This window comes from Metabacillus sp. KH_069 (assembly GCF_057838075.1).
The window spans coordinates 3,482,607-3,505,624 of record NZ_CM174460.1 but is presented as its reverse complement, the minus strand read 5'-3'; the positions used below and the strand labels follow the sequence as shown (position 1 = coordinate 3,505,624).

Genomic DNA, 23,018 nt, shown 5'->3' with positions numbered 1-23,018 from the left:
ATTAAAAATGCTTTACAAAGGAGGATAAACTCAGGTTTTTTGGACGATTTTTTTAATTCGAAAGGCTGTTTTCTCATAGATTGTTGTTTTTTATTAAAAATGTTGTTCGTTCCTTTCCGCTGCAGGAACTTGCTTTCCGCGGGGAGCATGGGAGCCTCCTCGACTTTGCCTGTGGGGTCTCCCATTTTGCTCTATCTCCCGCAGGAGTCAAGTTCCTTCCGCTGCAATCCACTAATGTTTTTAACATTTAGTCTAAAAGCAACAACATTTACGAAAGAGCCATTCGAAAAGAATGAATTTGACCTCGCATTGCATAATTTATGACGGCCATCAATATGATATATTGCTAGAAGAAAAAATAGGATTGGAGTTTTAAGATGAAAAAACCAGCCTCTTCTATTGTGAAAGAGTCGTTTGCTCTTGCCTTAATAGGATTGTTTATTTATCTTTTTATTTTCATAGATTTCGGGGATTTTCAAATTGACGCCCCGAAAGCATTTCTCAACTTAAATACCATTTTCTTAAGTATTGTGCTTGAGGCCATCCCGTTTATTTTGCTTGGCGTTTTCGTTTCGGCACTTATTCAATCGTTTGTATCTGAGGAAATGATTCAGCGGTTTTTGCCGAAGAACGCAATTATTGCTCTATTTCCGGCAGCCCTGCTCGGCATTGTTTTTCCAGTTTGCGAGTGTGCAATTGTCCCGATTGTCAGACGTTTAATTAAAAAGGGTATGCCGCTGCATGTAGGAATTGTCTTTTTAGTTGCCGCGCCAATATTAAATCCGGTCGTCTTTGCGTCTACATACTATGCATTTCAGTCATCAAAAGAAATTGTATATGGAAGGATGGGACTGGCGTTCGTCGTTTCCATACTGGTTGGATTCGCTGTGTATTTGTTATTTAAAAACCGCGATCAGCTGAAGTGGACAAGAGAAGAATTAGCAGGAAGAAGTGTGGGGGAAGAGCCTGTCAAAGGTGTGAATAAATTTAAGGAAACACTCTTTCATGCAAGTGATGAATTTTTCGAAATGGGGAAATATTTGATTCTGGGTGCATTTATCGCCAGTGTGTTTCAAACCTTCTTAGACAGATCTCTATTAGCTGAACTAGGCTCCAGTGACTTTTTGTCACCGGCAATTATGATGGCATTCGCCTATATTCTCTCGCTTTGTTCAGAAGCCGATGCGTTTGTTGCTGCTTCATTCGGAGGAACGTTCACTGCTGGCTCACTGCTGGCATTTATGGTTTATGGCCCTATGATAGATTTAAAGAATACGATAATGCTGTTTGCTTTTTTCAGAGTAAAATTCGTGGCAGCATTTATTGGAATCGTAACGGCAGCCGTTTATGTATCGGTCATAGTTTATCAGCAGTTTATTTTATAAAAGAAGGAGTCCTTAAGAAATGGAAAAGCAAAGAGATTACCGTTTTCACCTCTACCTGCGCGGAATTATCTTAATGGGGTTTACAATGCTCATCTTTAAGCTGGTCATAACAGGAGATATTCAAAATTTTATAGCTCCCCGCATGCTGCCGTTTATCTATTTTGCAGTGATCACCTTTTTGCTGCTTGGAGTTGTCCAGATTTGGAGAAGCGGCAGTAAAAATGAAGAAGAAATATACTGCAATTGCGGTTTTGATCATTCAGGTAAAAGCACTCCGATTCAATCGATCATTATATACGCTATGTTTATTTTCCCGGTAGTCACCGGTTTTGTTTTCCCGGATGTCGTACTGGACAGTTCGATAGCAGCAAAACGCGGTTTTAAAACGGGCTTAAGCGGGTCTCAAGAAACGGCAAAAACGGAAGAGGCACCAATGGATGAGGACTTAGCCGATCTTTATTTGCAGGATCCTGATGAATATATGCAGCAGCTTGAAGAACGGGTGCAGGAAAAATCTCAAGCCCCGGAATCAAGTCCCGATGTTCCGCTTGAACATCCGGACGGATTCCAAATTCAGGCTCCTCCGGAAGAGTTCTACAAAGAGCTGGAAGCCAAAATGCAGAAGATGAAAAAAATCGTTCTCACAGAAGAGAATTACATTGCCATGACAAACATTATGGATGAAAATCCAGAAAAGTTTGCCGGGAAAGAAGTAGAAATGCTCGGATTTGTTTATCGTGAAGATGACTTTAAGGAAAATCAATTCGTGGTAGCAAGGTTCGGATTATCGTGCTGTGTTGCCGATGCATCTGTCTATGGAACGCTTGCTTCGATTGACGATGGAGAAAAATATCAGCAGGATGAATGGGTGAAAGTCTCCGGGATCATCAAAAGCGTTAAATACCAGGAATGGGTTCTTCCAAGTGTTGATATTCAATCAATCGAAAAAATCGAACAGCCGAAGGAACCTTATGTTTATGAAGAATATTGATTAAAAAAACGAGCAGGAATTTAAATTCCTGCTCGTTTTAGTCTTATTTTAGAGCATTTACCGCATTGATTAATCCATGTCCTGCTTCGCCGTCATATCCACTTTTAAACAAATCGGTCGATGAAGATTGAACAATGTGCTTTACTTGTGCAGGAGAGAGCTTGTCTTTTCCGTGCTTGGCAATGATAATCCCTGCTAGAGCAGCTGCTTTAGGTGCGGCCATTGATGTTCCGCCTTTATAGCCGTATTCTCCTCCAGGAATGGTTGCTAAACATAAATAAGTATTATCTCTGCCTGCTCCAGTAGCCGGATCATAATTAGGTCCTAAATCTCCGCCGGGAGCGATTACGTCAATTTTCCCAACGCCATAGTTAGAGTAGAAAGCCAAGTTTTTAAGCTGGCCGCCAGCTGAAACGCGAATCATGCTCTGGCTGCTTGGGCTTCTGTGAGTAGCACCGTTATCATCACCTGACAATTTGCCTGGGCTGCTGATATCTACTGCGTTGTTGCCGGCAGAGCCCACAACTGTTACTCCTTTTTGAATCGCATACTTAATGGCACGGTCAAAGAGCCGAACATCAGCAACGATATCTTTTGTAGCATAATCAGGGTTCTGGAACCAGTCATAACCGCCTAATGACATGTTCACTACATCTACATTATCATCTGCAGCCGTCATAAGGGCTTCAGCGATATGAGCTGTCTCAGCTCCGCCTGTTGGTCCAAACACACGGTATGCAGCTACTTTTAAATCAGGGCCGACACCCATTGTTCTCCCTTTAGCTGCAATTGAACCGGCTACATGTGTGCCATGGCTGTTTTGATCCATTGCATCTGGATAACCAGGTACAAAAGATTTTCCGTAGGCATAGTTGGCTTTTAAATCGGGGTGGTTATAATCGATGCCTGTATCAATGACCCCTACGACAATTTCATCACCATTGACTGCTTTTCCAGTACCTCCAGGAAGTTTCCATGAGTCACCATTGTTTGTAACCTGCTTTATATCCCATTGAAGCGACTCATACAGATCTGCATTTGCTGTTGCAGTATCCTGTAAGGTGAAGTCAGCTTCAACTGCAGGTGTTTCAGGGTATAATTTGTTCTGAACGCCGGCTTCAGCAATCTGGGAGGATTTTTTGACTTCTTTTAAAAATTCAGAATTGGAAGAAGCAACTTCTACTGCTCCAACACGTTCAAGTGTGTCTGTTATTTTTCCTCCAGCGCCTTCTACTAAATCCTTATACCCGGATGGTAAATTAGTCTCGTTTTTGAAGATAACTATGTATTTCTTCTCAACTGACTGAGCCTGTCCAGTTTGCGCAGCTCCCCCAAATACGGCAGAAGCACACAGAGCAGTAGTCAAGATGCCTGCAAAAATACCCTTTTTTAATGTCATTATTTTTAACCCCCTTTGTTTTCTTAATTTTCATTATATTATAAAAAGTATCAGGAAAATGATTATTATTCGACATGATTTTTGCTTTTAAAATGCCTGAATAAGTCTATTGATATAAGACTATTTTCCGTTTTACAGAATTTGAAAAAACATAGTGACTTTTTGAATGCGATGACGGAGGTTTATTTTTTATCATGTTAACTAATTTTGTCGAAATGAACGTTCTTTTGGCATGGTGCTCTAAAAATAAATAAAAAAACGTCTGAACTTGTCAGACGTTCTCTCTGTTATTTTGTTTGGACTCTGATTCAGGTGTTTGATCTTCCTTATGGAGAGGATCGATTTTATGCTCGTATTTATACGCTTTTGAAGTAGTCAGAACACTGAGCAGAAGCACGATAATTATTATGAGAATGCAGATCGCAAAGATATAAAACATGTGAAGATCTCCCCCTGTATACCATTAATTGTATCAGAAATCCGCCAGGAATCTGTTTTATTTTTTCTTAAAAGGGGTAATTTATAAGTACATAAGGAGGAGATTGAATATGTCTGAAAAATTAGTACAAACCGTCAATAAACAAGTAGCAAACTGGACAGTTTTATATGAGAAACTACATAATTACCATTGGTATGTAAAAGGACAGAATTTCTTTACTCTGCACGAAAAATTCGAAGAGCTTTACAATGAAGCGCACGTTCATATAGATGAACTTGCAGAACGTCTATTGGCACTTGAAGGAGCACCTGTAGCAACGCTGAAAGAATGCCTGGAGCTTTCAACAGTAAGTGAAGCAGAAGGTAAGGAAACAGCAGAGCAAATGGTGCAAACCGTCTATGACGACTTTTCAAAAGTTGCCGATGAACTAAAAGAAGGCATGGACCTTGCGGATGAGGTCGGCGATGAAACAACGGGTGACATGCTCCTTGCTATTCACCAAAGTCTGGAGAAGCATAACTGGATGCTGAAATCATTCTTAGGGAAATAAGGCTGCCGCAGGGCAGTCTTTTTCGTTGTTCAATAAAACTAAAACCATTGATTCCCTCCTGAAAAAAAGTGCGTTTTAGATCCATCCACATAGCTAGTAGATTTTTCATGCCCAATTTCAAGAATGCTCTCTAAGAACTTCTTGAGCACCTAAAAGACTGGTTCATAGTAAATGATCCGGTCTTTTAGGTGATTGCAAATTAGCACATTTCTTTAATGATGGGATACCTGCTAGAGCAAGGTGAGATTGAAAACATAAAATAGATAGAATTTATTCTTTTAGAAAGGATGGCAAGAACATGTCTCGTCTGGAACTGGGCTTGCTTATGCTAACATCCATCTATTTCAGCGTACTCACCTTCATAATTGGCGAGCTTCATGAAATTTTTTTAATCCTGCTATCGTTAATGTTAATCGAATTTCTAACTTTCATTTTGGCTGATGCTCTTACTAATACCGCGAATTTGCTGAAAAATTCGGCTTCAAGGCTAGGGGCAAAGGTTATCATTATTTCAGTAGTGGCCGTAGCAAATTTAATTGATCTTGTGCTTAATACGAATTATATTTTGCGTGATGGAACAATTTGTTTCTACATTGTTTTCGAAGCTCTCCGCATATTGAGAAACGCTCATCATGTCAAGCTGCCTGTCCCTAGATTTTTGATCAGGATTTTAGAGTTTATTGAGCAATTGTTTAGAAAATGAGTGCCGAATAATTTGTTCATGAATAGGAAAAAAATAAACAATGGACAAGTAAAGGGGTGCTTAAAGAAATGTCAGATACGAAGCAAACTTATTATGTAACGGTTGCGAACGGTGAAATATCTCAGCTGAGCACGGAAGCTCCGTGGGATTATAAGATTGAGGCGACAGAAGAGGAAATTACATCGCTCAGAGAGTATTTTGATCAGGTGTATTCATCTGACTGGCAGGGATTTTTCAGAGCCCATGTTCCGTACTTAGAATATCATTATGATAGACAGAATGATGCGATTGATCAAACGAATTATAAAATTTATGAAATGATTTATCAGCTTGGAGACGAAGAAGCCAAGAATCATATTCGCTCACAGGGAATTTTAAAAAAGATTGAAGAACAACAATAGGTCTTATACAAACTCTTTCATTGTGATAAGATTTTTATGGACACATAGAAATTGAGGGATAGAAAAATGTTTCGATTTAAAGATTATTATCACAATGAAGTTCATCTGTCTTTTGAGGAGTATCCATTCTCAAAAGATCCTAAGCATGTTTGGGTCATTTGCCGTTACGGAGATCAGTGGCTGCTTACGATTCATCGCGATCGGGGATATGAATTTCCGGGAGGCAAGGTCGAAGAATCTGAAAGTCCTGATGATGCTGCTGTAAGAGAAGTCAAAGAAGAAACAGGGGCGTCTGTGTCGAAGTTAACGTATATCGGACAATACAAGGTGCTTGGAAAAGAAAAAACAATCGTCAAGAATATTTACTACGCAGAAATCGGCGAGATTATCCCCCAAACGGACTATCTTGAGACAAAAGGGCCTATCTTATTTGACTCACTGCCTCCGGATATTGGGAGAAATCGAAAATTCAGTTTTATCATGAAAGACGAAGTATTGGTTAAGAGCTTGATGAAAGTAACAGCGGAGTATATTTAGTGAATCCCGGCAAATGAATGCCGGGATTTTTTTATATCAAAATAAAACAACTCAATGGAAAATATAGTAATATGAAGTAGAGCAGATGAAATTAGGGGGATGAATAATATGTCTCACAGTGAACCCAGATACATATGGATTGCCGTTTCTTTGTTATTAGCAGTTTCAAGTTTTTTTGTCATCCTGATTGTTCCGTATACCATACATAACATTTTATTTCACACGATGAATACCGCTACGATCCAAACGCCTAAGCTTGTGCTGTATATGTATGGAATCTCAATTGGAATCCTTGCTCTTGCCAGTTTTTTGATGTATTTAAATCAGAAAAAACTATGGAAGGCTGCTTTGCCTCTGGCTATTACTGGGTTTATCGGAATTGGACTTGGCACAGATCACTATAAAGTAGTGACCTACGATGAAATTAAGTTCAGCAAGCCTTGGTCCTTTGCTGAAACAAGCTACAAATGGAAGGATGTTAAAGAAATTATCACGGAAGATTCTGATGATGCGGCGGTTAATTGGCAGGTAAAGTTTTTATTCAAAGATGGAGAAGAACTTGTTTTTCTTCGTGACAGAAGATTTAACAGCGATCACGCAAATTTTTATTCTGCTGCAAAAATGAACGGGGTTCCTTACAAAGGGATAAATGATAAATAATAAAAAGGCTTTCGGATACCCGAAAGCCTTTATTAATGTGCTTATACTCCAATTGATGAAGCAATATTTTCTTTTTTAAGAAAATCAGCCAGCAGGTCTGGAGCCGTTAAGTAGATTAAGCCGTTTCCTTCAAGACTCTTAGGAAAGCCGAGCGGTATCGTGCGTTTCATCAGCTGGGCATAGATTTCCGGTTCTGAAAGCTTTCGTTCGAATTCACTCTCAGCAAGCTTCTTGACTATTGCAAGAGCGCCTGAAACATGCGGTGCGGACATAGATGTTCCGCTGAATACGGCATATTTTCCGCCGGGAATGGTAGAAATGATTTTCTCGCCAGGTGCCACGGCGTCTATTTCGTTATTTGAATTGGTAAAGTAAGAAGATTTTCGCTGGAGGCTGATGGCTCCGACTGAAATGACTTCATTGTAGCAGCCGGGGTACGAGAATTCCGATGTTTTGCTGTTCCCGTCTCCTTCATTGCCTGCTGAACACACAACGAGAATTTGGTTTTGTACAGCTTTTTGTATCACTTCATGAAGCTCAGGCACATCGGATGGTCCGCCGAGAGACATTGAGATGATATCAGCCTTTTCTGAAATGGCATATTCAATGGCATTGATAATCCATTCATAGGCACCTGATCCTTCTTCTCCCGCAAGTGCTTTTAAAATTAGCAGCTTAGCTTCAGGTGCAACACCAATCACACCTGATTCCGCATTTACGGCAGCAATTGTACCGGCTACATGAGTTCCATGGCCGCTGTAATCTGTAAATACGTCAGGGTCTCCATTATCATCATCGGTAAAGTTGCGGCCGCCGATTACTCTGTCTTCTAAATCCGGATGCTGTGCGTCACATCCTGTATCAATTACTGCAATCAATACATCTTTGCCTTTAAATCCTTTGCTCCATAATGCGGGGGCTTGAATCATATCCACGCCTTCCGGGATTTGCTGAGCCTCTACAAGATGATTGTCAACTTTGTACGGGATCAATTTAATAGACTTTTCCATTACAACCCCTCCTATCATTTCTTAAGAAACAAATGTTAAGGCCAGAGACAGAGGTATAATAATCAGAACTTTCTGTTAAATTTTATCATTTTCTATCAATTCTAGCAAATGCCAAATAGACTAGAGAGGAATAATGAAAATGGCATAGGGACTATTCAGACTGACAAAACAAAAATACGGCCCAATATAGACCGTATTTGCTATTCATCATCCTTAACCAGCTTTCTCTCCAGCAGTTCAACGGCCTGATACATAATGGTGGCAAAGCAGGCAATGATGATAAGCGAGAGAAGGACAAGCGTAAAGTTGAAGACCTGAAAGCCGTAAATGATCATGTAACCCAAGCCTTTTGCGGATACCAGGAATTCTCCTACAATGACACCAACCCATGAGAGTCCTACATTGACTTTAAGGGTAGATATGATGGTTGGAAATGATGCGGGCAGTACGGCTTCTTTAAACATCTGCCATTTCGATGCGCCAAATGTTTGAAGCACCTTCAGATAGTTGGAATCTATTTCTCTGAATGCCGTATAAACTACGATCGTTGTTATAATGATAGAGATGATGGCGCCCATTGCAATGATAGAGAAATAACCCGGTCCAAGCGCAACAATTAAAATAGGTCCTAGCGCTACCTTAGGCATTGCATTTAAAATGACCAAGTAAGGATCAAGTATATTTGACAGCCGCTTAGACCACCATAGAACAGCTGCAAGCACAGTACCGGACAGGGTGCCGATGATAAAGCCAAGAACGGTTTCAAATAAGGTGACGCTCAAGTTTGATAAAAGAGATCCGTCAGCAATCTTCACTAAAAATAAGTTCCATATTTTAGAAGGATAACTGAACAGCAGAGGATCAATCCATTCTCTCTTTCCTGCTATTTCCCAAAGGGAGAAAAACGTGATAAAGATAAGAAGCTGATAAAATCTTACCCAGTTTTTCTCTTTTTTTAAGCCTTTTAAATAGGATTGATGCAGTCTGTTTAATTCATTCTTTTCCATCAAGCTGATCCAGCTCCTTCCAAATGTGCTGAAACAGGTCTGTAAAGGAGGGATGCTGTCTCGCTGTAAATGGTGTCATGTTTTTTAATTCTTCTGGAACTTGAAAGATTTGAGCGATTCTGCCAGGTTTTGAGGAAAGAAGAAAGATGCGGTCACTCATCGCGATGGCTTCGCCGATATCATGTGTGACAAGCAGGGCTGTTTTCCTGAAATCCTTCAATGTGCTCCAAACGAGGTCTTCGAGCTTAAGCTTTGTTTGATAATCCAGCGCAGAAAAAGGTTCATCAAGCATGAGAAGCTTAGGATTCGTTGAGAGCGTTCTGACCAGAGCTGCACGCTGTCTCATACCGCCTGAAAGCTGGCGCGGATATTTCTTCTCGACGTTTTCAAGTCCCATATCTTTCAGCAGAGAAAGACTTTTCTTTATCGCATCAGCTGACATGCTGCCTCCGATTTTTAATCCGAGCAGAATGTTTTCTTCAATTGTTTTCCACGGGAAAAGGTAATCCTGCTGCAGCATGTATCCAATGGCAGATGTGTCATGTTTGACCGGTCTGCCTTCCATTAAAATGCTGCCTTTTGTAGGTGAGATCAGGCCCGCGATAATGGACAGCAATGTAGTTTTGCCGCATCCGCTTGGGCCAAGAAAGGAGATGAATTCTCCTTCCTCTACTTGTAAATCAATATCCTCTAATGCAAGAGTTGCTGATTCTTTTGTAAAGTACATATGGTGGATATGCTGGACCGTCAAGAAAGACATGCTGAAACCTCCTTACTTTGCAGCGTCTTCTGCGAACTTCGTATTAACCAGTGTTCCGTGCTCAATGCGTTCAGGCAATTCGTTCGCTTCTTCCATGATGTTTTGAAGATTCGTCCATTCTGCCTCATCAAGGATTGGATCAGTCGCAAAAGATCCCTGCTCTTTATAGCGTTCGACTACTGTTGTAATAAGCTCAAGGTCTGTATCTTTAAATTGCGGGGCAATAGCCTTTGCAATGGTTTCAGCGCTGTTTTCTTCCACCCATTGCTGAGCTTTATATATGGCTTTTGTGAATTTTTCTGCTGCTTCTGAATCCTCTTTTAAGAAGCTTTCTTTTGCCATAAATGTTGTATAAGGAACTTTTCCTGATTCATTCCCGAATGATGCCACAATGTGGCCGGTGCCTTCTTTTTCAAAAATGCTCGCTGTAGGCTCAAAAAGCTGGACAAAATCGCCGGTTCCTGAAGCAAAGGCGCTCGGAATATTGGCAAAATCAATATTTTGAATCAGATTTAAATCATTTTGCGGATCAATACCGTGCTCCTTTAAGACGAATTCTCCTACCATCTGCGGCATTCCGCCTTTCCGCTGGCCAAGGAACGTGCTGCCTTTCAGCTGATCCCAGCTGAAATTCTCGATTTTTTCTCTTGAGACTAGAAAGGTGCCGTCCGTTTGTGTAAGCTGGGCAAAATTGATTACGGGATCTTTAGAGCCTTGAGCAGAAACGTAAATCGACGTTTCAGAGCCGACAAGTGCAATATCCGCGCCATCTGAGAGAAGAGCTGTCATTGTTTTATCTCCGCCCCATGTAGTTGTAAGCTCAACATCAAGACCTTCTTCTTCAAAAAAACCTTCAGCCATTGCTGCATACAATGGTGCGTAAAAAATGGAATGGGTAACCTCAGCCAACCTGATTTTTTCCGGCTTGTTTTGATTGCACGCACTTAGTGTAAAAATAAGAAGAGCGAGTACCGCAAAGCCGATGAGACTTTTTTTCATATAAAATCCTCCTTGGTGACAGACACCATCAAAAAATATTAAAATGAGTATCCAGTTTTGTAACGCCTAGAATAATGTATGAGAGCGAAAAAAATGTGTGAATGCCTATAAATGATTTTGCGAGGTGCAAGAAAATGGAAAATGGTTCAATTATCGAGCGTCAGCTGCTGCCGTCGCCTAATCCTAAAATCAGACTGCAGCTCGTCACCTATTTATCCGAAGGGCTTAAGGTAAAGGGACTTCTTGCTGAACCGGAGGAAGAAGGGAAATATGATGGTTTTCTTTATTTAAGAGGCGGAATTAAAAATGTTGGCAAGGTCAGAGCGGGACGAATTGTGCAATTTGCTTCAGAAGGCTTTGTCGTGATGGCTCCATTTTACCGTGGGAATCAAGGGGGAGAAGGAAACGAAGATTTCGCGGGAGATGACAGATACGATGCTCTGCATGCGCTCACTCTTTTAAAAAACCATCCTAAAGTTAATCAGGAACGAATACATGTCTTCGGTTTTTCAAGGGGAGGAGTGATGGCGCTTTTTGCAGGAATTTTAGACCCGGACGTCCGATCAGTCGTTACATGGGGCGGCGTTTCTGATATGGCCCTTACATATGAGGAGCGGGAGGATTTACGGAGAATGATGAAGCGGGTGATAGGAGGGACACCTTCAAAATATCCTGAAAGATATAAGTGGAGAACTCCTCTGTATAATCTGGATTCATTAAGGGCTCCAATTCTTATTATTCATGGTGCTCATGATCAAAATGTATCAGTCGAACATGCTTACCTGCTTGAAAAAAGACTCGGTGAACTTGGTAAAACTGCAGATACGATGTATTTTGAAGAATATACACATTACTTTCCTCCTGCCGTTAACCGGAAAGTAGTAAGAGAGCTGACTTCCTGGATGAAAAAGCAATAAAAACGGGGATCCTGAGCCGAATGAATATGTTAAAATAACGATATATGAAAAAGGAGTGATGGAGATGGGTATGCCTTTAGAATTGAACACGATGATCGTGACAAAAGGGAGAGAAAACCGATTAGAAGAGAATCTATTTTCGCTCGAGAAAGAGGGCTATCGCATTTATCCGCTTGAGATTCCCGTTGAAGTCAGAAAAACAAAAGAAGGGGACGTTAGCGGTCAGGCTCTGATCAAAAAACTTGAGCTTTCTGATTCTAAAACCATTCTGACTTATCAGCTGATTGCACTGAAGTCTACAAATTAACATTTTAACGTAAGAAAAGCTGCCTGCGGGCAGCTTTTTTGTATATTTATTCAGACATCTGGCCCTTCAGCGTGCTATTTTTCATCCAGGCCAAAAAGTCATTTAACTTCGTCATTGAAGTGATATTTTGGTTGCATGTATGAGGGTCCTGGCAAATATAATTTCCGCGTTTAATGAAAGTTCCAGGTTCGGCTCCTTTAATTTCTGCAGTAAACATCCCTACTTCTTCAAACCTGTTGCAGATCGTGCAGACGCCTTTTTGATGGATGCTGCTGAACGTGCCTTGCAGGCCGATGAGTTTATTGAATTGAGGGGCTATTATATATTGTTTGCCAGATCCTTTATCATGCCAGCTTAAGTATGAAATTTCCGTGAAATCCAGTTCTTCCAATGAAGAAGGAGCCTTTATTTTCTTAGCTTTAGGAAAAAGCTTTTTTATCGTTTGCTCGGTTACATGTTTAAACGGAATAACAAATGGTTTCAAACGCAATAGAAAGACATCCGCATCAGACTTATCTTTGACCGCATTAATGGGTGACAGCAAATCAATCTGTTCAGGTTTAATTTCGTCAAATAACATTAATGTTCTTTCCTGTGCAAGAGATTTTAAGGCATTTAACACGTTCGGGTCATTAACCGTTCCATATCCATTCACAAGCAGCTGGGTCTGCGCCTTTATATAATTGTATTGGTCGCTTCTGATAAAAGGTTCCATAGTATGTTCACTCCATTCATGCTGCCTTAATAATAAAAGGCTTAATTTTATAATAAAAGAAGTGCTTCATTTTTAATATGATGAGAATGATTATGAAATAAACTCTGCACAAAACAGCACTGATCATCCATAGGATCAATCAGTGCTGTTTACTATGATTTCGTATAGACAATCTTTTTGATTGTTTCGGGTGAAAGGTAATATTCTTCAGCTAATTCTTGAATTTTTTTTCCTCTTTTAAAACCGTTTTTAATCGAAAGGTTTCTGTCATCAAGCGCCTTTCTTCCCCCGGAGCGGGTGCCCCACTTATGGTGCGCTGTTTCCGGTTTGGGAATGTAGAGGGTCTCTCCCTGAATGTACTGCTGAATTTCTGCAAGCAGTTCCTCAGGTAAAATAGCGGTTGCGTTCACATATTTCATTTCTGCCAGCTCCTTATTTGTGATTGTATAAATAAGGTGCAAAGCCGCAGGAATAGAAAAGGCAAACGCTTTGGGCGATTTAAATAAGTGTCCGCCCCATGCAAAGTATCGCCTTTTTACTGCCGGGCTTTGCATGAGACGCTGCAGAATCTGGCAAACGGACTGAATTCACCAAAAACATCACCCCCTTAAAAATGATTTACTTTTTTTTCAATTTTATCATATGGATCTATCTCGAAAAAGAAAAACGTTCAGACCGGAGTCTGAACGTTTTTTTATCCAGCAAGCTGTGATTCTTTAATCTTTTGGGGCTTTTTTGTGCTGAATTTATTGACGAGCATTGTTAGAGCTCCGTCACCTGTGACATTTGTTGCTGTTCCAAGGCTGTCCTGAGCGAGGTATAAAGCAATCATAAGGGAAACCATTGTTGGATCAAAGCCGAGCATTGTTTTAAGGAGGCCGATTGCAGCCATAACTGCCCCTCCTGGTACTCCTGGTGCGGCTACCATTGTCACACCAAGCATAAGGATAAATGGAATCATCATTTCAAAAGATGGAGTTGTACCGTTCATAAACATAACACCCATAGCGCAGCAAACCAGTGTAATCGTACTTCCTGACAAGTGAACAGTTGCCAGCAATGGTACACTGAAGTCTGCTATCTTAGACTGAACGCCGGTTTTTTTAACTTGTCCAAGCGTTACGGGAATTGTAGCTGCAGATGATTGTGTCCCCATTGCTGTAAAGTAGGCAGGAGACATAATCTTTAACAGCTTTATTGGATTATTTTTAGTCAGCAAACCGCTAGTGCAGTATTGAATAAGAAGCATTGTTAAATGAAGCAGGATAATAAGGACAAAAACTTTTGCAAAAACAGATAAAATCGACTGAACTTGTCCGCCGTAAGTCATATTTGCGAAAATGCCAAAAATGTGGAATGGAAGCAGCGGGATAATCGCTGTTTTTATCAATTTCTCAACGATCTTTTGAAAATCTTCAAACGCATTTTGCAGTGTATTTCCTTTGATGGATGCAAGTCCAATTCCAATGATGAAAGAGAAAATGAGAGCGCTCATGACTTCCATAACAGGCGGCATACCAATTTCAAAGTATGGTTTTAATAAAAATTCCTCAGGGTTATCAGTTTTTACGAGCTGATTTCCAGAAATGAATTTTGGCAGAATAGATGAACCGGCAGCGAACGCCAGCAGTCCTGCAAAAATCGTAGAGATATAGGCCAGACCTGTAGTAATGCCAAGCAATTTACCAGCACCTTTACCAAGCTGGCCGATGCCAGGTGCAATAAATCCAATAATGATAAATGGAATGACAAAGCCTATAAAGTTGCCGAATATCCCATTAAATGTTGCAAATCCTTTTACGAGCCATTCTGGTGAAATACTGCCGATTACGACACCCAGAATAATAGCCAGTATGATTTGCGGTAAAAGTCCGAGCTTCAATTTCATGATGTTGTCCTCCTGAAAGATACATGTGTACATGTGTTATAGAATTACTTTAGCACAGGTATGAAGGGTTTGGTATAAAAAATGTTCATTTTTATTTTATTAATATATGGAAAAGAAAATGAAAAAGCCATGCCAGAGTGTATGGCATAGCTTTTGAAAGGGTTATACAGCTGGTCCGCCAAGGGTCTCGATCTCAGCTGAAACATTATTGAACTTCTTGAAGTTTTGTTTGAATTTGCCTGCAAGCTCTTTTGCTTTTTCATTATAAGCATCCACGCTGTTCCAAGTTTTAACCGGCTGAAGCACTTCATCAGGTACACCTGGCACATGAATTGGAATTTGTAGTCCGAAGTGTTCATCTGTGACAGTTTCCACATTGTCTAATTCACCTTCAAGAGCGGATTGAACCATGGCGCGGGTATATTTCAGTTTCATGCGCTGTCCAGTTCCGTATTCTCCGCCAGTCCAGCCTGTGTTTACTAAGAAAACATTAGCCTGATGCTCATCAATCTTCCGGCCGAGCATCTCTGCATAAACAGTAGCAGGAAGAGGGAGGAAAGGCGATCCAAAGCATGTTGAGAATGTTGCCTGAGGTGATGTAATGCCGCGTTCAGTTCCAGCAAGCTTGCTTGTGTATCCGCTTAAAAAATGGTACATAGCCTGTTCTTTTGTTAACTTGCTGATAGGAGGCAGAACGCCAAATGCATCAGCCGTTAAAAAAACAATTGTATGAGGGTGGCCGGCAATACTAGGCTTCACAATGTTATCCATTGCTTCAAGCGGGTAAGCCGCTCTTGTATTTTCAGTAAAGAAAGTATCATCATAGTCAGCAATTCTTGTATCATCGTCAAGGACTACATTTTCAAGCACTGACCCGAATCTTATCGCATCAAAGATTTGAGGCTCTTTTTCACGTGAGAGGTTGATGCACTTGGCATAACAGCCTCCTTCGATATTAAAAACACCTGCATTTGACCAGCCGTGCTCATCATCACCGATTAATTTGCGTTTTGGATCAGCAGAAAGGGTGGTTTTTCCTGTTCCTGACAGACCGAAGAAAAGGGCAACATCGCCTTCCTGGCCAACATTTGCAGAGCAGTGCATTGGCAGGATACCGCTTTCAGGAAGCAGGTAGTTCATGACAGAGAAAATGGATTTTTTCATCTCTCCAGCATATTCAGTACCGCCGATAAGAATGGTTCTTTTCTCAAATGAAATGATGATAAATGTTTCAGAATTTGTTCCATCCACAGCAGGATCTGCTTTAAAGTTTGGAGCAGAAACGATTGTGAACGGATTGTCATGCTGAATCAGCTCATCCACGCTCTCTGGCTGGATAAATAATTGCTGAGCAAACAGGTTGTGCCATGCGAATTCATTTACAACCTGGATCGGCAGGCGGTATTTTGCGTCAGCGCCGGCAAAGCCTTTGAAAACAAAGAGCTCATTGCGGTCTTTTAAGTATGAAAGAACTTTTAAGTACAACTTTTCAAATGCCGTTTCTGAGAAAGGCTGATTAACAGCTCCCCACTCAATTTTGTCATTTGTTGAATTTTCATTTACAATAAATTTATCTTTAGGTGAACGTCCTGTGTAAGTACCCGTTGTTGCACGGACAGCTCCCGTCGAAGTTAATGTTCCTTCACCCCGTTCTAAGACTTTTTCAACAAGAACAGGAACTGATAAGTTATGAAATGCATTTTCCCCTTTAAGTAATACATCAAGCTCATTTGTAATTTCGATTGAATTCATCCCATACCCATCCTTTACCTATATTTCTATTATTATTTTTAACTATATCTTAAAGTGACTCTTCTTAATTAGTATAACACATTAAAATAAATAGTCTATACTATTTAACTTATTCTACGTACAAATTGATGAAATGGAACTGCTTAAAGAACGTTTTCGATGAAAATGATACATATATAATAGGAAGTGTTTTTATTTCGGCATTTTGTGGAAACATACCAAAAGGGAACAGAAAAATCTTATCCGAAAACCTTGTCATTTTTTGTTGACACCTGGAGGAAATATACGATATTATATGTCCTTGAACGGATTCTCTTATCCCGAGCTGGTGGAGGGACAGGCCCAATGAAACCCAGCAACCTGCTTTATTTTTAAAATTCATTCATGAATTTTTGCGAGCAAAGGTGCTAACCTGATGCAAGGCGAAAGCCCTTGATCGATAAGAGCGAAAGGCTACGATTTTAGTAAATAACCTTTCCTCGCGGGAAAGGATTTTTTATTTCGAATAAATATATTTTGCCTGAATGTACTCGTGGATTCTCCTAAAACATGCCAACTGAAATATTTTGCCGAATGGTCAAAATATGAAAGGGAATGAGTTCCGTATCATCTAACCTTTTGAGGAGGAAAACTTTAATGACTAAACAACGTCGTCTGTTTACTTCAGAGTCTGTAACTGAAGGTCATCCTGATAAAATTTGTGACCAGATTTCTGACTCGATTTTAGATGCAATCCTAGAAAAAGATGCAAATGCCCGTGTAGCTTGTGAAACATCTGTTACAACAGGTCTTGTTCTGGTTGCTGGTGAAATTACAACTTCTACTTATGTAGACATTCCAAAAATCGTTCGCGAAACGGTTAAAGAAATTGGCTACACTCGTGCAAAATATGGTTTTGATGCAGAAACATGTGCAGTCCTTACTTCAATTGATGAGCAGTCAGCAGACATCGCGATGGGTGTTGACCAGGCGCTTGAAGCACGTGAAGGAAAAATGACAGATGAGCAGATTGAAGCGATTGGTGCAGGTGACCAAGGACTAATGTTCGGTTTTGCCAATAACGAAACGAAAGAATTAATGCCGCTTCCGATCTCGCTTGCTCACAAACTTTCACGCCGTTTAACGGAAGTACGCAAAGAAGAAATTCTCCCGTACCTTCGTCCGGATGGTAAAACTCAAGTAACAGTTGAGTATGATGAAAATGACAAGCCAGTTCGCATTGATACAATTGTTATTTCAACTCAGCACCACCCTGAAATTTCATTAGAGCAAATTCAGCGCAACGTAAAAGAGCATGTTATTAACCCGGTTGTTCCAAAAGAATTAATTGATGAAGATACGAAATACTTCATCAACCCGACTGGCCGTTTCGTTATCGGCGGACCACAGGGCGATGCAGGCTTAACAGGCCGTAAAATCATCGTTGATACTTACGGAGGCTATGCTCGTCACGGCGGCGGCGCATTCTCCGGTAAAGATCCAACAAAAGTTGACCGTTCTGCAGCTTATGCAGCACGCTATGTAGCTAAGAACATTGTAGCAGCAGGCCTTGCTGATAAATGTGAAGTTCAGCTTGCTTATGCAATTGGTGTGGCACAGCCAGTATCAATCGCAATCGATACATTCGAAACAGGCAAAGTGAAGGAAGATGTGTTAGTTGACGTTGTTCGTGCTAACTTTGATCTTCGTCCAGCAGGAATCATCAACATGCTGAATCTTCGCCGTCCAATTTACAAACAAACAGCTGCTTACGGACACTTTGGCCGTAACGATCTTGACCTTCCATGGGAAAGAACGGATAAAGCAGAAGCTCTTAAAGAGCAAGCGTTAAACCGATAATTAAATGAAGGATGAAACCAGCTTTGCGGCGGGTTTCATCCTTTTTTTTATGCGTAATAGTTGGTTCTGATTAGTAGGAGATTGGCTGAGGTAATTGAAGTGATTGTACCATTGCTCTTCAAATACATAATCTCATCCTTAGACTTTATTTTGTATTATTTTGTAAAAACCTGCAACATTATCCCAATATCTGTCGTTTAATAAGCAATCAGTATTTATGGAGGGAAAAACATGTGCGGTTTTGCAGGAGTTATTGATTTTGAAAAAGTACATACAAAAAGGTACCGGGAGTATATAGAGGCAGCAAGCAGGCAAATTGTGCATAGAGGACCTGACGACAGCGGAATATTTGAGGATGAGCATGCCATCCTTGCTTTTAGGCGGCTTAGCATTATTGATGTAGATGGCGGGCATCAGCCTATGCCATATGGAGACGATGACCGCTATCAGATTGTTTTTAACGGGGAAATTTATAATTATGTGGAACTTAGAGAACTCCTATTCCGAAAAGGAGAAAGGTTAAAAACAGAAACAGATACAGAAGTGATCGTTGCGCTGTATCATCTATATGGCAAGGATGTTCTTCGCTATTTGAGGGGGATGTTTTCCTTTCTGATCTGGGATGCGCAGGAGCAGCACCTTTTTGCTGCAAGAGATCATTTTGGGATAAAGCCGCTATACTACATAGAAGATGGATCCACTGTCCTTTTTGCTTCTGAAATGAAATGCTTGAAGGAATACAAAAAGACCTCTCATGTTAATGATGTATCTTTACAGCATTATCTTTCTTTTCAATATGTCCCTGATCCTGATACCATCCAGAAAGAGGTTCACAAAGTACCGCCAGGATATTGTGTGACAAAAGAGGCTGGCGATCGAATGGTTTTGGAGAAGTATTGGGAACCAAAGATGAAGCCGGTCCCTGCTAGTGATGGGAGCAGAATGATTGATGCCATTCAAACTGTGTTAGTCGATTCTGTGAAAATGCATATGCGAAGCGATGTTCCGGTTGGCTCTTTTCTGTCAGGCGGTGTTGATTCGAGTATCATTGCTTCCATTGCAAGTCAGTTCCATCCAGGTCTAAAAACATTTTCTGTAGGATTTAAGCAGGAGGGCTACAGTGAAATCGATGTTGCAAAAGAGACCGCAGCTGCCATTGGAGTAGAAAACTTTTCGTATTATGTAGATCATACGGAGTTTATGAGAGAGCTTCCCAAGATAATCTGGCATATGGATGATCCAGTAGCAGATCCTGCTTCTATACCGCTGTATTTTCTTGCCCGGGAAGCGCGCAAGCATGTAAAGGTTGTTTTATCAGGTGAAGGGGCAGACGAGTTGTTTGCAGGCTATAACATTTATAAAGAACCTTATGATCTGTCTGTCTTTGGGCATCTTCCAACAAGCATCAGGCAAGCATTAAAACAGCTTGCATCCATCTTTCCTGATGGAATAAAAGGCAAAAGCTTTATTGAAAGGGGAACAACCCTTCTGGAGGAACGCTATATAGGAAATGCCAACATTTTCTCTGCAGATGAGAAAAAACGGCTGTTAACAGGAAGAGATCATTATGTCAATCCAACAGAAATCACAGGAGATCTTTTTGAAAATGTCCGTCATCTCGACAGTGTTTCAAAAATGCAGTATATCGACCTCATGACGTGGCTGAAAGGAGATATTTTAGTTAAAGCAGATAAAATGACAATGGCTCATTCTCTTGAATTAAGAGTTCCCTTTCTGGATAAAGAGGTATTTCAAGCAGCAGCAGCTATACCCTATGAATGGAAAGTGAAAAATGGGGAGACCAAATATCTGCTTCGCCAGGCAGTCCGTGATCTAGTTCCTCCACACGTTCTTAACAGAAGAAAGCTAGGGTTCCCAGTACCAATCCGAAATTGGCTGAAATATGAGATGTATGAGTGGGCGAGTGCCCTCATTTCAGAAAGTGAATTGGATGGTCTGATCAATAAGGAATTTGCACATGAACTTCTTGAGAAGCATAGAAAAGGGGAAGCGGATTACAGCAGAAGGATATGGACGATTTTAACATTTATTATCTGGCATCAGGTTTTTATAGGAAATGTATACAGTTTTAACCGAGACAAGCTTGCTGCAGCAACATAAGAAAAGCCTCTTCATATGAAGGGGCTTTAAGCATAACGGATAAACTCATGCTGATGAAGGACTTCACTGTACTCATTAAGGAGTCCTTCAAATATACTGTCCCATGTTTGACTGAGGGCATAAGCACGCGCGCTCATTCCCATCTGATACCGCAAAGCATCATTTTGCAAAAGAGTTTCAATGGCGCTGATGAACTCTGATGCCGATCCTGTGCTGCATAAATACCCTGTTTTTCCCTGCTGAATAATGTTTTTTACTCCGCCTGAGTTTGCCCCGATAACGGGAGTCCCTGCAGCGAATGATTCAAGAACAACGTTTCCAAAAGTTTCGGTAGGTGAGGGAAAGACAAATAGATCAGAGCTGGAATAGATTTTTGCGAGCTTTTCGCCGCTTTCGTATCCGGCAAATGTCATATTGTCCGGTGCATCTTTCATCATTTCTTCTTTGGACGGTCCATCCCCGACAATTAAAAAGTGCACTTTGCTTTTTAGGTGCAGAGGAAGCTGGTGAGACATCTTCATTAATGTCTGAACATCTTTTTCAGGGGCTAGCCGCCCAACATAAGTTAAGATGAATTTTTCTTTTATTTGATATTCCAGCGTGACTTCTTTCCGCAGATAGTTGGGGTGAAATAATTCGCAGTCTACACCCCTGGACCATATATGGACATTTTCAAATCCCTGATGCAGCACTTGCTGCTTTGTTTCTTCAGAAGGCACAAAGATTTTCTCCAAAGGCCTGTGGAACCAATGCATATATTTCCATAAAATTTTTGAGAATATCTGCAGATCGTAAAATTCCAGATACTGATCAAAATCAGTATGATATGAACCGACAATGGGGATATTTAATTTCCTGGCATAATGCAGTCCGCATAAACCAATGTTAAAAGGAGTGGCTACATGAATAATGTCAGGCTTAAATCTGATGAGCTCAGACTTGACTTGCAGCATGTTCGGCCAGGCGAGCCTGCATTCCGGGTATAAAAAAAAGGAAGAACTCGCAAACCTGTGGATATGACTTGAAAAAAGAGATTCCTTTGTGCTTTCGGGAGCAAAAACTTTATATTCATGACCTTTGCTTTCTAAATAATCGGTAAGACGTTTTAACGTTCTCGCAACACCATTTACATCCGGTGCAAATGTGTCTGTGAATATCGCAATTTTCATCTTATCCCTCCATAAATCAGTTACAGTAGCCTGAGTTTATTTCAAATTCAGCTGGAACTTAGAGAATCAGAGAAGCCCCGAAATATTTATTAATAAGTAGAAAACAAGTAATGCCTGCTGTAGTGCCGAGTAAACATCCTGCCAGTACATCAGAAGGGTAATGCAAGCCCAGATACATTCTTGAGACACCGATGATGATTCCGAGCGGCAAAAGCAGGATGGCTGCCTGAGGGAAGATAAAAATAAAAGGAATAATTACTGAAAAAATAGCTGTTGTATGTCCAGATGGAAAAGAATGATCTTCTAGCGGATTTGCCGTTACTTTTATTTCTAATAAAGCAAGATAGGGACGTTTGCGCGGATAGCGTTTTTTTACAAATGCTACAGGCAGATGACTAATGAGCAATGCTGCTGCACTTGCGATGGCCGCCATGCGTGTTTCGCCGCCCGTCATGAATATAAGCAGCAGACAAACGGAAATCGTGAAGGTCGCTCCGCCAATATGTGTAATATTGCGGAAAAAGCAATTCATAAATTTCCGGTCAAAATGCCGGTTAACACTGCGAAACAATCTGCATTCGAAATCGTACATGTTTTCCATTAGTTTGGTCATCAATCGGATGCTCCTTTTCAACCCTGTTTAACCACATTGTAAAACACAAATATTTAGCAAATAATAAGGAAATGTAAAATTTACAAGTAAATTTTTTACAAAATAGCACCAGGATCGTTTAGGTCAGCCTGAAGCTATTTTCACAAATTTATTTGAGGAGATGACAAATAGCAGCTAATAAAAAAACGTGAAATCGCAGACAAGGGCAATTTCACGGAAATACAGGAAGATGAAAACACCCATTACTCGGTGTTAACTTATATGAAGTGAGAGTATGAATTATTCTTGGTTATTCTGGATCTTCTTATAATATTGACCTTTTTCAGTATACTCGCGGCGAATGCGCTCCATGTCTTTTCGATCTTCCTCATTTAATTCCCGGACTGCTTTCGCAGGTCTTCCGAACGCAAGTGTGTTTGGCGGAATCTTCTTACCCTGGGGGACTAAGCTGCCAGCACCAATGAAAGCACCTTCGCCTATTTCTGCACCATCGAGTATAATGGAACCCATCCCGATCAATGATTGCTTTCTAATAATCGAGCTATGTAAAATGACTTGATGGCCCACAGTTACCTCATCTTCAATGATAAGAGGAGCATCCGGGCTTTGATGCAGGCAGCACTGATCTTGTATGTTTACCCTGCTGCCAATAACTGTAGGGGAAACATCGCCTCTTATCACCGTATGAAACCAAATGCTTGATTCATCACCAATTATGACGTCACCGGTAATCACAGCGGAGTCTGCGATAAATGCCGATTTTGAAATTTGGGGAAAGCTTTCTTTATAAGGGTATATCATAAATTAAAATCTCCTTTATATATGTAAAATGTACACATCGTTATTATAGCAAACT

The 23,018-nt window shown here is 40.6% G+C and carries 24 protein-coding genes and 1 riboswitch; of the genes, 11 read left to right on the top strand and 13 right to left on the bottom strand.

Features of this window, described 5'->3' with window-relative positions:
- Positions 1-377: 377 nt before the first annotated feature.
- Together AC3ISE_RS17645 and AC3ISE_RS17640 are read left to right on the top strand one after the other, a co-directional pair.
- Positions 378-1,385: a permease gene (locus AC3ISE_RS17645; protein WP_489221980.1), complete on the top strand. Its 1,008-nt coding sequence runs from the start codon at positions 378-380 to the stop codon at positions 1,383-1,385.
- A 19-nt stretch (positions 1,386-1,404) separates the two neighbouring features.
- Positions 1,405-2,376 carry a TIGR03943 family putative permease subunit gene (locus AC3ISE_RS17640; RefSeq protein WP_489221979.1) on the top strand — a complete coding sequence of 324 codons (972 nt, stop codon included), beginning with the start codon at positions 1,405-1,407 and terminating at the stop codon, positions 2,374-2,376.
- Between the two features lie 43 nt (positions 2,377-2,419).
- Here AC3ISE_RS17640 and AC3ISE_RS17635 read toward each other — a convergent pair whose 3' ends face one another.
- Together AC3ISE_RS17635 and ytzI are read right to left on the bottom strand one after the other, a co-directional pair.
- The gene (locus AC3ISE_RS17635) at positions 2,420-3,775 is read right to left on the bottom strand and encodes a S8 family serine peptidase (RefSeq protein WP_489221978.1); all 1,356 of its coding nucleotides are present in this window, start codon (positions 3,773-3,775) and stop codon (positions 2,420-2,422) included.
- Between the two features lie 271 nt (positions 3,776-4,046).
- Positions 4,047-4,214 carry a YtzI protein gene (ytzI, locus tag AC3ISE_RS17630; RefSeq protein WP_309192276.1) on the bottom strand — a complete coding sequence of 56 codons (168 nt, stop codon included), beginning with the start codon at positions 4,212-4,214 and terminating at the stop codon, positions 4,047-4,049.
- 109 nt (positions 4,215-4,323) lie between these two features.
- Here ytzI and AC3ISE_RS17625 point away from each other — a divergent pair, with 109 nt between their 5' ends.
- From AC3ISE_RS17625 to AC3ISE_RS17605, 5 genes are all read left to right on the top strand, one after another.
- Entirely contained in the window at positions 4,324-4,764 is a 441-nt protein-coding gene (locus AC3ISE_RS17625; RefSeq protein WP_070878770.1) for a Dps family protein, read from the top strand.
- A 298-nt stretch (positions 4,765-5,062) separates the two neighbouring features.
- Positions 5,063-5,467 carry a phage holin family protein gene (locus AC3ISE_RS17620; protein WP_489221977.1) on the top strand — a complete coding sequence of 135 codons (405 nt, stop codon included), beginning with the start codon at positions 5,063-5,065 and terminating at the stop codon, positions 5,465-5,467.
- A 68-nt stretch (positions 5,468-5,535) separates the two neighbouring features.
- Complete coding sequence (locus AC3ISE_RS17615) at positions 5,536-5,868, top strand: hydrolase (RefSeq protein WP_309192279.1); 333 nt, start codon at positions 5,536-5,538, stop codon at positions 5,866-5,868.
- Between the two features lie 66 nt (positions 5,869-5,934).
- Positions 5,935-6,405 (top strand): RNA deprotection pyrophosphohydrolase, encoded by a 471-nt coding sequence (gene ytkD, locus AC3ISE_RS17610; RefSeq protein ID WP_489221976.1) that lies wholly within the window; start codon positions 5,935-5,937, stop codon positions 6,403-6,405.
- A gap of 108 nt (positions 6,406-6,513) precedes the next feature.
- Positions 6,514-7,065 carry a hypothetical protein gene (locus AC3ISE_RS17605; protein ID WP_489221975.1) on the top strand — a complete coding sequence of 184 codons (552 nt, stop codon included), beginning with the start codon at positions 6,514-6,516 and terminating at the stop codon, positions 7,063-7,065.
- Between the two features lie 41 nt (positions 7,066-7,106).
- Here the strand turns inward: AC3ISE_RS17605 and AC3ISE_RS17600 are convergent, their stop codons facing one another.
- The 4 genes from AC3ISE_RS17600 to AC3ISE_RS17585 all read right to left on the bottom strand — a co-directional run bounded on the left by AC3ISE_RS17600 (position 7,107) and on the right by AC3ISE_RS17585 (position 10,841).
- On the bottom strand, positions 7,107-8,075 hold the full coding sequence (locus AC3ISE_RS17600) for a S8 family peptidase (RefSeq protein WP_489221974.1): 969 nt from the start codon (positions 8,073-8,075) through the stop codon (positions 7,107-7,109).
- Positions 8,076-8,275: 200 nt separating this feature from the next.
- Positions 8,276-9,082, bottom strand: a complete 807-nt coding sequence (locus tag AC3ISE_RS17595) for an ABC transporter permease (protein ID WP_489224372.1) — start codon at positions 9,080-9,082, stop codon at positions 8,276-8,278.
- Positions 9,069-9,842, bottom strand: coding sequence for an ABC transporter ATP-binding protein (locus AC3ISE_RS17590; protein ID WP_489221973.1), 774 nt, complete (start codon positions 9,840-9,842; stop codon positions 9,069-9,071). The genes AC3ISE_RS17595 and AC3ISE_RS17590 overlap by 14 nt, the downstream gene beginning before the upstream one ends.
- A gap of 12 nt (positions 9,843-9,854) precedes the next feature.
- A complete protein-coding gene (locus tag AC3ISE_RS17585; protein ID WP_489221972.1) occupies positions 9,855-10,841 on the bottom strand; it encodes an ABC transporter substrate-binding protein in 987 nt (328 codons plus the stop codon).
- Positions 10,842-10,975: 134 nt separating this feature from the next.
- On the opposite strand from AC3ISE_RS17585, the gene AC3ISE_RS17580 reads away from it, so the two are divergent.
- Together AC3ISE_RS17580 and AC3ISE_RS17575 are read left to right on the top strand one after the other, a co-directional pair.
- Positions 10,976-11,758, top strand: coding sequence for an alpha/beta hydrolase family protein (locus tag AC3ISE_RS17580; RefSeq protein ID WP_489221971.1), 783 nt, complete (start codon positions 10,976-10,978; stop codon positions 11,756-11,758).
- A gap of 64 nt (positions 11,759-11,822) precedes the next feature.
- Positions 11,823-12,065, top strand: a complete 243-nt coding sequence (locus tag AC3ISE_RS17575; RefSeq protein ID WP_070878780.1) for a DUF2584 domain-containing protein — start codon at positions 11,823-11,825, stop codon at positions 12,063-12,065.
- Between the two features lie 46 nt (positions 12,066-12,111).
- On the opposite strand, the gene AC3ISE_RS17570 is transcribed toward AC3ISE_RS17575, so the two are convergent.
- The 4 genes from AC3ISE_RS17570 to pckA all read right to left on the bottom strand — a co-directional run bounded on the left by AC3ISE_RS17570 (position 12,112) and on the right by pckA (position 16,420).
- A complete protein-coding gene (locus AC3ISE_RS17570) occupies positions 12,112-12,780 on the bottom strand; it encodes a FusB/FusC family EF-G-binding protein (RefSeq protein WP_489221970.1) in 669 nt (222 codons plus the stop codon).
- Positions 12,781-12,932: 152 nt separating this feature from the next.
- Positions 12,933-13,334, bottom strand: a complete 402-nt coding sequence (locus AC3ISE_RS17565) for a CD3324 family protein (protein ID WP_489221969.1) — start codon at positions 13,332-13,334, stop codon at positions 12,933-12,935.
- Positions 13,335-13,474: 140 nt separating this feature from the next.
- The gene (locus AC3ISE_RS17560; RefSeq protein ID WP_489224371.1) at positions 13,475-14,662 is read right to left on the bottom strand and encodes a dicarboxylate/amino acid:cation symporter; all 1,188 of its coding nucleotides are present in this window, start codon (positions 14,660-14,662) and stop codon (positions 13,475-13,477) included.
- 168 nt (positions 14,663-14,830) lie between these two features.
- On the bottom strand, positions 14,831-16,420 hold the full coding sequence (gene pckA, locus AC3ISE_RS17555; protein WP_489221968.1) for a phosphoenolpyruvate carboxykinase (ATP): 1,590 nt from the start codon (positions 16,418-16,420) through the stop codon (positions 14,831-14,833).
- 312 nt (positions 16,421-16,732) lie between these two features.
- Positions 16,733-16,866, top strand: a riboswitch (SAM riboswitch).
- A 190-nt stretch (positions 16,867-17,056) separates the two neighbouring features.
- Here pckA and metK point away from each other — a divergent pair.
- Both metK and asnB read left to right on the top strand, forming a co-directional pair.
- Positions 17,057-18,259 (top strand): methionine adenosyltransferase, encoded by a 1,203-nt coding sequence (metK, locus tag AC3ISE_RS17550; RefSeq protein ID WP_070876597.1) that lies wholly within the window; start codon positions 17,057-17,059, stop codon positions 18,257-18,259.
- A 231-nt stretch (positions 18,260-18,490) separates the two neighbouring features.
- Positions 18,491-20,380, top strand: coding sequence for an asparagine synthase (glutamine-hydrolyzing) (gene asnB / locus AC3ISE_RS17545; protein WP_489221967.1), 1,890 nt, complete (start codon positions 18,491-18,493; stop codon positions 20,378-20,380).
- 26 nt (positions 20,381-20,406) lie between these two features.
- Here the strand turns inward: asnB and AC3ISE_RS17540 are convergent, their stop codons facing one another.
- The 3 genes from AC3ISE_RS17540 to AC3ISE_RS17530 all read right to left on the bottom strand — a co-directional run bounded on the left by AC3ISE_RS17540 (position 20,407) and on the right by AC3ISE_RS17530 (position 22,963).
- Positions 20,407-21,549: a glycosyltransferase family 4 protein gene (locus tag AC3ISE_RS17540; RefSeq protein ID WP_489221966.1), complete on the bottom strand. Its 1,143-nt coding sequence runs from the start codon at positions 21,547-21,549 to the stop codon at positions 20,407-20,409.
- 58 nt (positions 21,550-21,607) lie between these two features.
- A complete protein-coding gene (locus AC3ISE_RS17535) occupies positions 21,608-22,162 on the bottom strand; it encodes a phosphatase PAP2 family protein (protein ID WP_489221965.1) in 555 nt (184 codons plus the stop codon).
- A gap of 279 nt (positions 22,163-22,441) precedes the next feature.
- Positions 22,442-22,963, bottom strand: coding sequence for a gamma carbonic anhydrase (locus AC3ISE_RS17530; protein WP_489221964.1), 522 nt, complete (start codon positions 22,961-22,963; stop codon positions 22,442-22,444).
- Positions 22,964-23,018 lie beyond the last annotated feature (55 nt).

Excerpts from the sequence above, each read along its gene's own strand:
- AC3ISE_RS17645 (WP_489221980.1), top strand. The coding sequence starts at position 378 with ATGAAAAAACCAGCCTCTTCTATTGTGAAAGAGTCGTTTGCTCTTGCC.
- AC3ISE_RS17640 (WP_489221979.1), top strand. The coding sequence starts at position 1,405 with ATGGAAAAGCAAAGAGATTACCGTTTTCACCTCTACCTGCGCGGAATT.
- AC3ISE_RS17635 (WP_489221978.1), bottom strand. The coding sequence starts at position 3,775 with ATGACATTAAAAAAGGGTATTTTTGCAGGCATCTTGACTACTGCTCTG.
- ytzI (WP_309192276.1), bottom strand. The coding sequence starts at position 4,214 with ATGTTTTATATCTTTGCGATCTGCATTCTCATAATAATTATCGTGCTT.
- AC3ISE_RS17625 (WP_070878770.1), top strand. The coding sequence starts at position 4,324 with ATGTCTGAAAAATTAGTACAAACCGTCAATAAACAAGTAGCAAACTGG.
- AC3ISE_RS17620 (WP_489221977.1), top strand. The coding sequence starts at position 5,063 with ATGTCTCGTCTGGAACTGGGCTTGCTTATGCTAACATCCATCTATTTC.
- AC3ISE_RS17615 (WP_309192279.1), top strand. The coding sequence starts at position 5,536 with ATGTCAGATACGAAGCAAACTTATTATGTAACGGTTGCGAACGGTGAA.
- ytkD (WP_489221976.1), top strand. The coding sequence starts at position 5,935 with ATGTTTCGATTTAAAGATTATTATCACAATGAAGTTCATCTGTCTTTT.
- AC3ISE_RS17605 (WP_489221975.1), top strand. The coding sequence starts at position 6,514 with ATGTCTCACAGTGAACCCAGATACATATGGATTGCCGTTTCTTTGTTA.
- AC3ISE_RS17600 (WP_489221974.1), bottom strand. The coding sequence starts at position 8,075 with ATGGAAAAGTCTATTAAATTGATCCCGTACAAAGTTGACAATCATCTT.
- AC3ISE_RS17595 (WP_489224372.1), bottom strand. The coding sequence starts at position 9,082 with ATGGAAAAGAATGAATTAAACAGACTGCATCAATCCTATTTAAAAGGC.
- AC3ISE_RS17590 (WP_489221973.1), bottom strand. The coding sequence starts at position 9,842 with ATGTCTTTCTTGACGGTCCAGCATATCCACCATATGTACTTTACAAAA.
- AC3ISE_RS17585 (WP_489221972.1), bottom strand. The coding sequence starts at position 10,841 with ATGAAAAAAAGTCTCATCGGCTTTGCGGTACTCGCTCTTCTTATTTTT.
- AC3ISE_RS17580 (WP_489221971.1), top strand. The coding sequence starts at position 10,976 with ATGGAAAATGGTTCAATTATCGAGCGTCAGCTGCTGCCGTCGCCTAAT.
- AC3ISE_RS17575 (WP_070878780.1), top strand. The coding sequence starts at position 11,823 with ATGGGTATGCCTTTAGAATTGAACACGATGATCGTGACAAAAGGGAGA.
- AC3ISE_RS17570 (WP_489221970.1), bottom strand. The coding sequence starts at position 12,780 with ATGGAACCTTTTATCAGAAGCGACCAATACAATTATATAAAGGCGCAG.
- AC3ISE_RS17565 (WP_489221969.1), bottom strand. The coding sequence starts at position 13,334 with ATGCAAAGCCCGGCAGTAAAAAGGCGATACTTTGCATGGGGCGGACAC.
- pckA (WP_489221968.1), bottom strand. The coding sequence starts at position 16,420 with ATGAATTCAATCGAAATTACAAATGAGCTTGATGTATTACTTAAAGGG.
- metK (WP_070876597.1), top strand. The coding sequence starts at position 17,057 with ATGACTAAACAACGTCGTCTGTTTACTTCAGAGTCTGTAACTGAAGGT.
- asnB (WP_489221967.1), top strand. The coding sequence starts at position 18,491 with ATGTGCGGTTTTGCAGGAGTTATTGATTTTGAAAAAGTACATACAAAA.
- AC3ISE_RS17540 (WP_489221966.1), bottom strand. The coding sequence starts at position 21,549 with ATGAAAATTGCGATATTCACAGACACATTTGCACCGGATGTAAATGGT.
- AC3ISE_RS17535 (WP_489221965.1), bottom strand. The coding sequence starts at position 22,162 with ATGACCAAACTAATGGAAAACATGTACGATTTCGAATGCAGATTGTTT.
- AC3ISE_RS17530 (WP_489221964.1), bottom strand. The coding sequence starts at position 22,963 with ATGATATACCCTTATAAAGAAAGCTTTCCCCAAATTTCAAAATCGGCA.